The 12,405-nt window shown below is 67.4% G+C and carries 12 protein-coding genes; 8 read left to right on the top strand and 4 right to left on the bottom strand.

The window, feature by feature from the left end:
- Positions 1-30: 30 nt before the first annotated feature.
- From A9310_RS18805 to A9310_RS18775, 7 genes are read left to right on the top strand one after another with little or no spacing between them, the layout of a single operon-like run.
- Positions 31-879 (top strand): carbon-nitrogen hydrolase family protein, encoded by an 849-nt coding sequence (locus A9310_RS18805; RefSeq protein WP_065631916.1) that lies wholly within the window; start codon positions 31-33, stop codon positions 877-879.
- Entirely contained in the window at positions 876-2,012 is a 1,137-nt protein-coding gene (locus tag A9310_RS18800; protein WP_065631915.1) for an MSMEG_0565 family glycosyltransferase, read from the top strand. The genes A9310_RS18805 and A9310_RS18800 overlap by 4 nt, the downstream gene beginning before the upstream one ends.
- Complete coding sequence (locus A9310_RS18795) at positions 2,009-3,010, top strand: DMT family transporter (RefSeq protein ID WP_065631914.1); 1,002 nt, start codon at positions 2,009-2,011, stop codon at positions 3,008-3,010. Before A9310_RS18800 ends, A9310_RS18795 begins: the two co-directional genes overlap by 4 nt.
- A complete protein-coding gene (locus tag A9310_RS18790) occupies positions 2,976-3,404 on the top strand; it encodes a nuclear transport factor 2 family protein (RefSeq protein WP_065631913.1) in 429 nt (142 codons plus the stop codon). The genes A9310_RS18795 and A9310_RS18790 overlap by 35 nt, the downstream gene beginning before the upstream one ends.
- A complete protein-coding gene (locus tag A9310_RS18785) occupies positions 3,401-4,435 on the top strand; it encodes an LLM class F420-dependent oxidoreductase (protein WP_065631912.1) in 1,035 nt (344 codons plus the stop codon). Before A9310_RS18790 ends, A9310_RS18785 begins: the two co-directional genes overlap by 4 nt.
- Positions 4,435-4,914 (top strand): SRPBCC family protein, encoded by a 480-nt coding sequence (locus tag A9310_RS18780; RefSeq protein ID WP_065631911.1) that lies wholly within the window; start codon positions 4,435-4,437, stop codon positions 4,912-4,914. Before A9310_RS18785 ends, A9310_RS18780 begins: the two co-directional genes overlap by 1 nt.
- A 29-nt stretch (positions 4,915-4,943) precedes the next feature.
- Positions 4,944-5,549, top strand: a complete 606-nt coding sequence (locus A9310_RS18775) for an FKBP-type peptidyl-prolyl cis-trans isomerase (RefSeq protein WP_065631910.1) — start codon at positions 4,944-4,946, stop codon at positions 5,547-5,549.
- Between the two features lie 754 nt (positions 5,550-6,303).
- On the opposite strand, the gene A9310_RS18770 is transcribed toward A9310_RS18775, so the two are convergent.
- From A9310_RS18770 to A9310_RS18755, 4 genes are all read right to left on the bottom strand, one after another.
- On the bottom strand, positions 6,304-7,719 hold the full coding sequence (locus A9310_RS18770) for a cytochrome P450 (protein ID WP_175401177.1): 1,416 nt from the start codon (positions 7,717-7,719) through the stop codon (positions 6,304-6,306).
- A 99-nt stretch (positions 7,720-7,818) separates the two neighbouring features.
- Positions 7,819-9,093: a glycosyltransferase 87 family protein gene (locus A9310_RS18765; protein ID WP_065631909.1), complete on the bottom strand. Its 1,275-nt coding sequence runs from the start codon at positions 9,091-9,093 to the stop codon at positions 7,819-7,821.
- Positions 9,094-9,279: 186 nt separating this feature from the next.
- Entirely contained in the window at positions 9,280-9,729 is a 450-nt protein-coding gene (locus A9310_RS18760; protein ID WP_065631931.1) for a globin domain-containing protein, read from the bottom strand.
- A gap of 134 nt (positions 9,730-9,863) precedes the next feature.
- Positions 9,864-11,135 (bottom strand): reverse transcriptase family protein, encoded by a 1,272-nt coding sequence (locus A9310_RS18755; protein WP_065631908.1) that lies wholly within the window; start codon positions 11,133-11,135, stop codon positions 9,864-9,866.
- 627 nt (positions 11,136-11,762) lie between these two features.
- Here A9310_RS18755 and A9310_RS26020 point away from each other — a divergent pair.
- The gene (locus A9310_RS26020; RefSeq protein WP_368072720.1) at positions 11,763-11,945 is read left to right on the top strand and encodes a hypothetical protein; all 183 of its coding nucleotides are present in this window, start codon (positions 11,763-11,765) and stop codon (positions 11,943-11,945) included.
- Positions 11,946-12,405: the final 460 nt, after the last annotated feature.

Here is a 12,405-nt window from a genome sequence, read left to right as displayed (position 1 = left end):
GCCGACGGATCCGACCGGTACCCTTCGCCCATGAGGACGGTCACCCTCGGCGCCCTCGCCGCGCACTTCGGACGCGACGTGGAACGCGGTGTCGCCAAAGCGGTCGGCATCGTCGAGTCCGCGGCGCGCGACGGCGTCGACCTCCTCGTCTTCCCCGACGCCTCACTGGGCGGTTACCTCGGCGATCTTCGACATCCCGACCCGGCCGAACTGCCGCCGGCGCTGCAACCGGACGGTCCGGAACTCGCGGCGATCGCGGCCGCCGCCGGTGGCATGACCGTGTGCATCGGGTACACCGAAGCCGTCGACGACCAGCGGTTCAACACGGCCGTCTGTGTCACGGGAGACGGGGTCCTGGGCACGCATCGCAAGGTCCATCAACCCGCCGGCGAGGCGCTCGCCTACGCGGCAGGCGATCAGTTCGGCTCTTTCGACACCCCTGTCGGCCGCCTGGGCATGCTGATCGATTACGACAAGACCTTCCCGGAGTCGGCGCGCACGCTTGCGCTCGACGGCGCGCGGATCATCGCGGCGCTGTCGGCGTGGCCCGCCAGCGTCACCGACCGCGCCGCGCGCCTGCCCGCCGACCGGCAGTCCCGGCTGTTCGACCTCTACGACTGCGCCCGCGCCGCGGAGAATCAGGTGTTCGTGGTGTCGTCGAACCAGACCGGGGTGATGGGGTCGCTGCGCTTCCTCGGACAGGCGAAGGTCGTCGGACCGGGCGGCGACATTCTGGCGACCACGCGATCGAAAGGCGGAATGGCGACGGTGACAGTCGATGTCGATGCCGAGGTCGACCGGGCGCGCCGCGTCCTGAGTCACCTCGCGGAACTCCGGCCGGACACCTACCGGTCGACGATGCCGGCGGACCAGCGATGAGCGGCGCGCCGAGTCTGCGCATCGCTCTGCTGACTTATTCGACGAAACCCCGTGGCGGCGTGGTCCATACGTTGAATCTGGCCGAGGCGATGTCCCGACTCGGCGCCGACGTCACGGTGTGGTCGCTCGCCCGCGGCGGTGACGAGGGCTTCTTCCGCGCGGTGAATCCAGCTGTGCGGGTGCGGCTCGTCCCGTTCCCCGACCGGGACAATGAGACGATCACCGAACGCATCGTGCGGTCCATCGACACCCTGCGCGCCGCCTTCGACCCCGCCGACTTCGACATCGTGCACGCCCAGGACTGCATCAGCGCCAACGCCGTCGGGACGTGCATCCGCACGATCCACCATCTCGACCAGTTCACGACGCCGATCCTCGTCGACTGTCACGAGAAGGCCGTCGTCAACCCCTACGCCCGCATCTGTGTGTCGCGTGCGGTGGCCGACGAAGTCGAACAGGGCTGGGACTTGCATCCGACGGTGATCCCGAATGGCGTTGCATACGAACGCTTCGCGAGCGCGGCGTCGGACTCCCCCGAGTCTCTCGAGGCACGACGACGCTGGTCGGATCAGCTGGGCGACTACGTGCTCGCCGTCGGCGGAATCGAACCGCGCAAGGGCAGCATCGACCTTCTGGAGGCGTATGCCGTACTGCGCGAACGTCACCCAGGCCTGAAGCTCGTCTTCGCGGGCGGCGAGACCCTGTTCGACTACCGCGACTACCGTGCCGACTTCGACCGTCGGCGAGCCGAACTCGACGTCGAACCGGTCGTGCTGGGCAACGTGCCGGACGACGACCTGCCGTCACTGGTCGCCGCCTGCCAGGCGTTCGCGTTCCCATCGGTGAAGGAGGGCTTCGGCCTGGCCGCGATGGAAGCCCTCGCCGCGGGGCGTCCCGTCGTCGCGCGCGACCTCCCCATCCTGCGCGAGGTCTTCGGTACGACCGTCTCCTACGCCTCGACCGTCGCCGAACTGGCCGACTCCCTCGACGCCTCCCTCGTCCCAGACCCCGACCGCATCGCATCGGGCCGACGCCTGGCCGCATCCCTCACGTGGGACGACGCGGCACGTCGGCACCTCGAGTTCTATGCGCGACACCCCCATCCGGCGTCGCCGGTCGGCACCTACGGATGAGCGAGTCCCGTCGGAGCGAACGCATCGGGATGCTGGCGGTCGCTCTCACCGCGATCCTGTGGGGAACCTCGGGTACCGCCGCGGCGATGGCGCCCGAGCTCAGTGCCGTGACCGTCGGCGCCGTGGCCATGTGTGGCGGCGGCTTGTTGCAGGCGGCGGTCAACGCCCGCGGGATTCGAGCCGCGTGGTCGTCGGTGACGGCACAGTGGCGGGTCGCTCTTCTCGGTGGGGTCTGCGTGCTGATCTACCCCCTCTGGTTCTTCGCGTCCATGCGCGTCGGCGGCGTCGCGCTCGGAACCGTCGTGTCGTTGGCGTCGGCGCCGCTGGTGTCGGCGGTCATCGAGCGTGTGGCCGACGGGCGGAGGCTCACCCTGCGGTGGACCATCGCGTGCGCGCTCGGCATCGTCGGCAGTGCGGCGTTGGCCGTGTCGCGCAGCGAGTCGTCGCATGCGGACGCACTCGGCGGGAGTTCGTCGTCGGCGCTCGGTGTCGGCCTCGGCCTGCTCGCGGGCATCACCTACGCCGGGCTGTCGTGGGCGATGCGTCGGCTCATGAACAGGTCGGTGCCGCGCGGCGCCGCGGCCGGGACGGTCATGGGCTTGGGCGGGGTGTTCCTACTGCCGGTCGTCGCGGTCGGGGTACCGGCGGTGGTCGCGCACCCCGAGACCCTCGGTGTTCTCGCCTACCTCGTCCTTGTCCCGCAGTTCCTCGGGTACGTGCTGTTCAGTCGTGGACTCGGTCGGATCGACAGTTCGACCGCCACCACCATCACCCTGGTCGAGCCCGCGGTGGCGACTGCGCTGGCCGTCGGGGTGCTCTCCGAATCCATCACCGCGACCGGTTGGGTGGGTATCGCGATGCTGGCGACGGCGCTGGTCGTCCTGCTGGCTCCTCGCCATCCTGCATCACGTGACCCGGCATCGGTTAGCGTCGAAGCCGAATCATCGACAGGGAGGTCGACGCATGAAGCAGTTCCGAGAGGCCGTCGAGGCGCGTGACGAGCAGGCGATGAGGGCCTTGCTCGCCGACGATGTGGTCTTCACCAGTCCGGTCGCGTTCAAGCCGTATCCGGGCAAGGCCATCACGTCGGCCATCCTGCGGGGCGTGCTGCGGGTCTTCGAGGACTTCCGCTATATCCGAGAGATCAACGACGCCGGCGGACGCGACTCGGCGCTCGTCTTCGAAGCCGTGGTCGACGGGAAGAAGATCACCGGCTGCGACTTCATTCACGTCAACGATGACGGCAAGATCGACGACCTCATGGTCATGGTTCGGCCGCTGTCGGGAGCACAGGCCGTCGCCGCGGCGATGGGCGCGCAGTTCGATCAGATCGCCGCCGAGGCCGCCGCGGAGTCAGGGAACACTGCGGAGTCCGAGGGGGTCAGCCGGTGAAACTCGGTCTGCAACTGGGCTACTGGGGCGCGCAACCGCCGACCCACCACGCCGAGATCGTCGCCGCGGCCGAGGAGTCCGGTTTCGACAGCATCTTCACCGCCGAGGCCTGGGGATCCGACGCCTACACCCCGCTGGCCTGGCTCGGGTCGTCGACGGACCGTGTCCGGCTCGGGACGTCGGTGCTGCAGCTCTCGGCCCGCACCCCCACCGCGTGTGCGATGGCCGCGCTGACCCTCGACCACCTGTCCGGCGGTCGGCACATCGTCGGGCTGGGTGTCTCGGGGCCGCAGGTCGTCGAAGGCTGGTACGGGCAGAAGTTCGCCAAGCCGCTGGCCCGGACCCGCGAGTACATCGACATCATGCGTCAGGTGTGGGCGCGCGAGGCGCCGGTCAGCAGCGCCGGACCCCACTATCCCCTGCCGTTCGACGGGGAGGGCGCGTCCGGGCTGGGCAAGACGCTCAAGCCGATCACGCACCCGCTGCGCAGCGACATCCCCGTCATGCTCGGCGCCGAGGGGCCGAAGAACGTCGCGCTCGCCGCCGAGATCGCAGACGGCTGGCTGCCGCTGTTCTACACGCCGCGTATGGCCGACACGTACAACGAGTGGCTCGACGAGGGATTCGCCCGCCCGGGTGCACGACGCAGTCGCGAGGACTTCGAGATCTGCGCGACCGCCCAGATCGTCGTCACCGATGACCGCGAAGGTACCTACGCCGCGATCAAGCCGTTCCTGGCGCTGTACATGGGCGGGATGGGCAGCGAGGACACCAACTTCCATGCCGAGGTGTACCGCCGGATGGGGTACGCCGACGTCGTCGACGAGGTGACCGCACTCTTCCGAAGCAACCGCAAAGACGAAGCGGCGCACATCATCCCCGACGCCGTGGTGGACGACTCGGCGATCGTCGGCGACCTGGAATACGTGCGTGAACAGATCAAGGTCTGGGAGTCGTGCGGGGTGACGATGATGCTCGTGTCGCCGGGCAGCGTCGCCGAGGTCGAGCAACTCGCGGGGCTCATCCGCTGATGCTCTCCCCCGCCCGCGTCACCGTCATCGACACGGTGGTCTCGTTCGACGCCCCGATCGAGGTCACCTTCGACTACCTCGCTGACCCGACGAACCGACCGGAATGGCAGTCGAGCCTGCGCCGCATCGACGACCTGCGGCCGATCGGTGACCGGGCGGGTGACGTCGGCACCAGCTGGACCGACGTCACCGTCGTACCCGGGGTGTCGCCGCGGATGGAGGTGACCGCCTGCGAGTCTCCTCGACGGTGGCAGGAGATCGGACGGTGGCGGTCCGTTGATGCGGTCCTGACGTTGACGTTCGCCGATCGCGACGGGGCCGACCGGAAAGGGGGCACCGACGTGCATGCCGAGGCGGTACTCACGGTGCCCGCGATCGGTGGGCTCGTGCTGACCGCGACGCGATGGCCGGCGGCGCAAGCCGTGCGCGCCGATCTCGAGCGGGCCGCTCGACTGCTGGCCGGTCGAGGCTCTCGGTGAGCGGGCGCGCCTCGGGTAGCGTTCCGAGGGTGAACATCAAGAACGTGACCCTCGCCGTCGGCACCGCTCTCGTCCTGGCCGTTGCCGGTTGCAGCTCCGACTCCGATTCCGGTTCGGGCACAACCGAACCAACGGCAACTGCAGCGACCGGCGAGTCCGAGACACCGGCGGCAGCTGAGAGCTGCCCGACCGCACCGGCGAACGCGGACGCCACACCGCAGTGGACCGAGCAGGGCGCCACCGGCGGTTTGCAGATGGTCGCGTCCACCGCGACCGAGGCCCCGGATATCACTGTCGAGAATCCGTTCAGCGTCGACGAGACGCAGGTCGAGGTGCTCGTCGAGGGTGACGGCGCCGTGGTTCCGGACACCGCGTCGGTGTCGGTCTGCTACGTCGGTGTGAACGGCCGCACCGGCGAGACCTTCGACAGTGCCTACGCAAACGGCTCCCCTGTGACATTCCCGCTCGACGGCGTGATCCCCGGGTTCAGCAAGGCCATCGCGGGACAGAAGGTCGGGTCGAAGGTGGGCGTCGCCATGACTTCGGCCGACGGTTACGCGCAGGGCAATCCGCAGGCGAACATCGAGGTCGGCGACACCCTCGTCTTCGAGATCAGCATTCTTGGGGCGTCGTAGGGGTTGTCGCGCGGAGTCACTTGGTGACTTCGGGTCACCAGGTGATTTCGACACGGCTCCTCGCTCCGCTCGGTGCCGGCTCAATCAGCGGGGGTGGACTTCTCGCTCCGCTCGGTGCCGGCTCAATCAGCGGGGGCGGAGGCTCCTCGACCTCGACGCGCTCCTTCGTCGCTTGCTCGGCCCGGCGGCTTCGCTCGGTGCCGGCTCAATCAGCGGGGAGGGGCTCTGCTGAGGTCGTCGCCGTCGCTCTTCACCCGTTGGGGTCTGAGGTTGCGCACAGTTGGACCACTGGCGTGCCAAAACCCGTCCCTCTCAGCGTGATCGAAGGGCATAATTCCCTTCGATCGTGCTCAAGGGGACGAAAATTTTCTTGCGCCTGTCTACTCCTGACCTTGAGTTGCAAGAGCCGCGAACCACGAAGGCCCCAGTCGTGAGATCGACTGGGACCCTTCGTGGCTCGTCGACCTCGACGCGCTCCTTCGTCGCTTGCTCGGCCCGGCGGCTATCGCTCCTCGCACCTCAGGGAGCGGTGGGCTGGTACTTGCGCTACTCGCACCCCGGGGAGCGGTGGGCTGGTGCTTGCGCTGCTCGCACCCCGGGGAGCGGTGGGTTGGTGCTTGCGCTGCACGCACCCCGGTGAGCGGTGGCCTGGTGCTTGCGCTGCTCGCACCCCGGGAAGCGGTGGGCTGGTACTTGCGCTACTCGCACCCCCGGGGAGCGGTGGAGCGGCTCGCTCCTCGGTTGTGAGGAATCGTCAGATCTTTCGGTGCCGCAAGTTGATCGGGAGGCCGTCGGCGGGGGTCGGACCGGTGCCGTAGGTGAGTTCCGGGCGGTAGCCGGCCGGGACGTCCCACTCGAAGCGCTGGAGCATCTGGTGCAGGATCGACTTCACTTCCATGCCACCGAAATACAGGCCGATGCACTTGTGTGCGCCGCCGCCGAAGGGCGCCCACGCGAAGCGGTGGACCTTGTCCTCGCGGCGTTCCGGCGAGAAGCGTTCGGGGTCGAAGTGGGTGGGGTTGGGCCACCATTCCTTGCGCAGCATCGTCGCCCACGGGTGGATGCCGAGTAGCGTGCCCTTCGGGATGTAGTGGCCGCAGACCTCGGTGTCCTCGATGGCCATGCGGAAGAGCATCCCGACCGGGGCGTTGAGCCGCAGCGTCTCCTTGAAGGCCAGCTCCATGCTGGGGAGCTTGTCGACGTCGTCGTAGTCGATCGTCGGCTTGTCGAGGGCCAGGGACTCCTCGCGCAGACGCTGCTGCCACTCGGGGTGCTTGCCGAGGAAGTAGGTCATCATCGACAGCGCGATGGTGCTGGTGTCGTGTGCAGCCATCATCACGAAGATCATGTGGTTGACGATGTCCTCGTCGGAGAACGTCTCACCCTCGTCGCTCTCGGCGTTGCAGAGCACGCTGAACAGGTCGTCGGCGTCGTTGCCTCGTCGCAGCGGGATCTCGGAGCGGAAGTACTCCTGCAGCACCTCGCGACCCCGGAGCCCCTTGGCCCAGGTCCAGTTGCCGACGTCCTTGCGCACGATCGCCTGACCGCCGCGAACCGCCGCCTCGAAGGCGTGCTCCAGTCGGTGGGCCTCGGCCTCGCTGACGTGGGCACCCATGAAGACCTCGGTCGCCAGCGACAGGGTGAGGTCTTTGGTGCGGGAGTACATCTTGAAGCCGTTGCCCACCTCCCAGTTGGCGAGGGTCTTCTCGATGTGCGGGGTCATGATGTCGAGGTAGCCGGTGAGGCGGGGGCGGCTGAACGCCTGCTGCATGATGCGGCGGTGCTGCATGTGCTCGTCGAAGTCCATCAGCATCACGCCCCTGCGGAAGAACGGGCCGATCATCGGTTCCCAACCGAGTTCGCTCGAGAACGCCTTATTGCGGTTCATCCACACCGCTTCGATCGCGTCCGGACCGACGAGGGTGACCATGTTCATGCCCAGCGCACCCGACCAGGAGACCTGTCCGTACCGCTCGAACCGTTCCATGGCCGACTTGAGCGGGTCGACGAGCGCTTCGAGGGTGTTGCCGAGCCACGGAACCCCTGGGTCACCCATCACCGGCTTGAGATCGGATCCAGCGGGCGGCTCGGCCAGCGGGCGCTCCGAGCTCGGGTACATGCTGCTCGCCTTCGCCAGCACGCTCTGGATCTGCTTTTTCCGACTCGTCATGAACCTGCCACTCCCCGTTGTTCCGATGTGCGTTACATCACTATACCCATTGGAACGGATTTTAGCGTCTGTTTCAAGGGGGGTGTGCAGACGGGGTGTTCACGCAGGTTGTGCGAGCGTGTCGGCCGACCGTCGGAACGTCAGCACGCGGGGCGCCGAGACCCCCAGCGCGACCAGCACCGCCAGACCCCAGAGCAGGTACGACGACCCGACGAGATGCTGCCACCAGACCCAGGACAACTCGGCGTCGTACCGCTGCGGGATTCGCTGATGCGGCGCGACGGCGAAGATGACGAGCCCGGAACCGACGAGCCACCACCACATCGCCGACGCCGCGGGCCTGGTCGCGAGGTAGGTCAGCAGGATCAGCAGCGGGACCACCCACACCCAGCTGTGGTCCCACGCGACCGGCGAGCAGTACAGCGCGGCGAACGCGACTGCCATCAGTGCCGCGACATCGTGCGGGCCGGACGGTTGTGGACCCGCCGGTGCAACCGACAGCAGACGCCACGCGACCCAGGCGATGAACAGGCCGACGATCAGCGAGACGAGGAACCACGCGACGTCGGACTCGATGCCGAGCCTGCCGAGCTCACCCTTGATCGATTGGTTGTTCGCGAAGTGCGGACTCCCGATGCGGTCGGTGTCGAAGAGGGTCGATGTCCAGTAGGTGCGCGAGTCGTTCGGTGTCAGGAGATGGCCGAGGGCGGCGTAGGCGACCGCTGACGCCGCGGCCACGCCGAGTGCGCGCCAGTCCCGGCGGACGAAGAAGAACAGCAGGAACACCGCGGGGGTGAGCTTGATCGAGATGGCGAGTCCGACGAGCAGCCCGTTCCACCACTTGCCGCGGCCCAGCAGTACGTCGACGACGACGAGCGTCATCAGCACGATGTTGATCTGTCCGAAGTTGAGGGTGTCGCGGACGGGTTCGAGCCAGAGGCCCACCGTCGTGGCGGCCGTTGCGAGCCACCATAATTCGTGCGCCGGCCGCTCGACGAGGCTAGACAGGACGATGCGGCACACCACCAGCAGGCAGCCGATGGAGATCGCGGTGAACAGGGCCTGACCGAGGCTGAGTGGAACGACCGTGAAGATCGAGAACAGCGCTGCGGCAAGCGGTGGATACGTGAACGGGAGGTACGAGCCTTCCGCGAGCCGGGGCAGGATGCCGTACAGGTCGCCGCCGTCGAGCAGGACCTGTCCGCCCATGCGGTAGACGTCGAAATCGATGCGATACGGGGCCGGCGGTTGGTTCGGCAGCACGACGATGGCGACCGCCGAACTGATGAGGAATACGGCGAGTGTCGCCCACCGGGCCCGGGCTGATCCCAGGTATCGATCCAGCGCACGTCGCGGGTTTACAGCAGCAGTCACGAGCCCTCACTTCCGAGCGGGATCGTATCGCGGAGGGCGTTCGCTTCAGGGTGGCCGGGCCGTCGAGGCGGCGGGCGGATCTATGGAACTCTTCGGTCGTCGGACGGCCGAAGTGTGGCGGGTTCGGTTGAGCGGGTGGACTGGGTTCGGTCTACAGGGCGTGGTCGGGTCCTGCCGGGGGGTTGGTCACGCGGCTCCGGGTTTGCGTCGATCGGCCGGCATGATGTCGACCACGCCGTCGTCCGGATAGCCGTCGAGCATGATCGTCGCGACCGCGCCCAGTGCGCGGTCCCACGCCAGCGTCATCGCCGGAGTCCACGAGTCCCCGCCGATCTCGCTCATCGCGGCGATCATGCATTCCGCGACCGCCGTGTACATCGGCCTGGTGACGCCGAGGCCGGCGTGTCGCCGCCCCAACGCGTGCAGAGTCGTCGTCAGCCACTCGGCGTCGTCGAGATGCTTTACGACCGAGACGACGGCGCTCCGCAACATCGCGGCCTGGACGCTAGTGTCGCGCCCGAACATGGCGCGAACGGTGGGATAGCGGTCGAACAGGATCTCGTAGAAGCGAACGGTGAGGCCTGAGTCGGGAAGGTCGACGAGTGCCAGGCTGCGTTCGAGCAGTTGTTTGTCCATGCACGGACCTTGGTGCACCGGCATTGCGACTGGGCGCGCTGCGGCGAAGGCCGAGGTAACAGTGGTCTCACAGCGAACCGCAGCCGGTGTGAGGTTCGGGATGGTTCGGGCGTTTGGTCCGTCTTCAGAGGTTGTCAGCTGTCCCAGTCGACGGTGCGGGCCATGTTCAGCAACCGGCGTCGGCGCGTCTCCCCCGTCGCACCGACCCACGCGATGAGTCCGTAGACGTGTGCGCGGAAGTCCGGGTGTTCGTCGTGATTCTGCGACGACGCCCCGTGCCGGCGGGCGTTGTGGAGCAGGGCCCGCAGATTGTCGTAGTCGGATCTGGCGACCTGCGGACGGTCGTTGACGACGAGACCGGCGAGACGCTGGCGCTGATGGCTGTGCATGATCCGTACCTTCTCCGGATGCACGGTGAATCGCTCGTCCTCGACGATGCGGAGCACGGTCCACAGCGCGCGGTCGGCGTTCATCGCGTCGCCCGAGATCGCGAGGTCGTCGCCGTAACGGGTGTAGCGGAGGCCGTGACGGCGGGCGTACCCGTCGAGCCGCCGATCGAGCGGCCGCATCACGAGGTTCGCCAGATGCGGCGAGGTCGGCGCACCCTGCGGCAGGTGTCGTTCCCGGAGGAGTGCCGCGTGCGTGTGACCGATACCGCGGAGTTCGTCCACAGGCGTTGCCGTGGTGCACAATTCGGCGAGCAGGCGGGCGATGTGCGGCGGGTAGCCGGCCTGCCGGAGCACTGCTCGGACGCGCGATACGGTGATCGTCTCGAAGCAATGCCGGAGGTCCACGCGCAGCACCACGGGACGGTCCGTGTGCGGCCAGGCGAAAGCAGCCGGTGACGACCCGGGAATGAAGCCGCGTGCTGCGGGATGCGCCGGAATGCGCTCGACCAACCGTCTCAGCAGACGCCGTTGCGTCTCGCGCATACGGGGTTTCGGAGCTTCGATGACCCGGACACCGTCCCGCTTCTCACGCCGCCAGATTCGGTAGTGACGCAACGGCGGGCGCGCCGTTCGTAGCCATTGGCCGCGGTCGGCGAACCATTCGAGCTCGGGCACGGTGAAGTCGAGCCAGTGCGCGAACTGCTCGACATCGTAGAGATCGGGCAGAGCGTCGGACACCGTTCCCGCGGAACGTGGTTCGTGCAGTACGACGGGTTGAGCGGCGAGGGGTGCCGGGTGGGTCCACGGCGCGAGGGCCTGGATCATCACGGTCGCGGGATGTCGCGGTTCGTGAGGCGAGAGTTCGATGATGCCGGCGGCGACTTCGGAGGTGACCTCAGCGGGCAGGACCGCTGTCACTGCCGCCAGGATCTCCGGCCACGTCCAGGCGGTATACGTGCGCGAGAAGGCCGCGGCGACTTCCGCTGCCTCATGCGGTTGCAGGAACGGTTCGGTCACGGCGCCGTGTCGCGTCGTGGGCTGTCGTGGTGATGAACGACGGATGGGGTGACCAGAACTGTGCAGCGGCGCCGTGTGGCACGTGCAGCGTGCGCGCCGGCGTCGGACGCAGGGACCAGCTGTGAAGTGCACCCAGGGGTTACCCCTGAGACGGATCGCGACGATCCACTCTCACCTTGCCCGTCGTTCATCAACCGACATGGTGCCACGGCGGTCTGACAGTCGAATGGAGAACGCGGGTGTCCGCGGGTCCGTGATGTCCCCCGCCTCGGGGTCGTGGTCTGGTAGACCCGGTGTCTGTGGGTAGCTATGAGATTCGGCCGGTGGTTGCAGGCGACATCGATCAGATCTCGAGCCTGCACACCGCCATCTGGAAGGCCACGTATGCGGGAATGGTGGCTCAGGACCGGCTCGATGCGCTCACTCCTGCGGAGTCGGCCTCACGCTGGCGACAGACTGTCGGAGACCTCGCAAGCCATGCTGGGCGCGGCATCCGCATCCGGTGCGCGACCTCACTAGACACGCAGGAGATGGTCGGTTTTGCAGCAAGCGGCTCGCGACCACGACGCTCCCGCACCGACCGAATTGTGGTCTCTGAATGTCGTTCTCCGCCATCACGGCACCGGTGTGGCGGTGGACTTGATGACCTCAGTGCTCGGCGGAACGGATATTCCGGCCTACCTCTGGGTTGCACGCGACAACGCGCGGGCGGTGGCCTTCTATCGCAAACACGGATTCGAACTCGACGGCGCCACACGTCACGACTCCGGCTGGGATTGTCACGAAGTACGCATGACCAACGCACAGTGATGACCGCCCGACCAACAGCACCCACTGGCGCACCTGAACCCCGGTACTCCTCGCGCGATCCTGCTCGCTTGTTGACCGACAGACTTCAACTCGACCGGTAGACCTCGATCGAAGTCCATAGGTCGAGTTGAAGTCTGTCGGTCGCGGGGCCTGGTTGCTGGGCCCTTCGTGGCAGTGAGAATGGGTGTGGGTGGTTGACCGGGTTTGGGTCTGACTTACTTCGTGGCTGACGGTGCTGTCATGGGCGAGATGTGTCGGCCCGGAACTCCGGTCGATCACCTGCACCAAGTGACCTGTGAGGACCGGGGCGGGTGTGACCTGATTAGGACCCTGTCTGGCTGGTAGGCCGTGACTCTTCACTGTCCTGTCCACCCGCCCCGGTGAGGTCATCCCACACCGCAGTGAAGGGAGACACCGCCAGAATGGCTGAGACAGCAGTGACCACGCAAGTGGTCGTACT

This window comes from Gordonia sp. UCD-TK1 (assembly GCF_001691435.1).
GTDB classification, from domain to species: domain Bacteria; phylum Actinomycetota; class Actinomycetes; order Mycobacteriales; family Mycobacteriaceae; genus Gordonia; species Gordonia hongkongensis.
This window is presented reverse-complemented; position numbering and strand designations above follow the sequence as displayed.

Excerpts from the sequence above, each read along its gene's own strand:
- A9310_RS18805 (WP_065631916.1), top strand. The coding sequence starts at position 31 with ATGAGGACGGTCACCCTCGGCGCCCTCGCCGCGCACTTCGGACGCGAC.
- A9310_RS18800 (WP_065631915.1), top strand. The coding sequence starts at position 876 with ATGAGCGGCGCGCCGAGTCTGCGCATCGCTCTGCTGACTTATTCGACG.
- A9310_RS18795 (WP_065631914.1), top strand. The coding sequence starts at position 2,009 with ATGAGCGAGTCCCGTCGGAGCGAACGCATCGGGATGCTGGCGGTCGCT.
- A9310_RS18790 (WP_065631913.1), top strand. The coding sequence starts at position 2,976 with ATGAAGCAGTTCCGAGAGGCCGTCGAGGCGCGTGACGAGCAGGCGATG.
- A9310_RS18780 (WP_065631911.1), top strand. The coding sequence starts at position 4,435 with ATGCTCTCCCCCGCCCGCGTCACCGTCATCGACACGGTGGTCTCGTTC.
- A9310_RS18770 (WP_175401177.1), bottom strand. The coding sequence starts at position 7,719 with ATGACGAGTCGGAAAAAGCAGATCCAGAGCGTGCTGGCGAAGGCGAGC.
- A9310_RS18760 (WP_065631931.1), bottom strand. The coding sequence starts at position 9,729 with ATGGACAAACAACTGCTCGAACGCAGCCTGGCACTCGTCGACCTTCCC.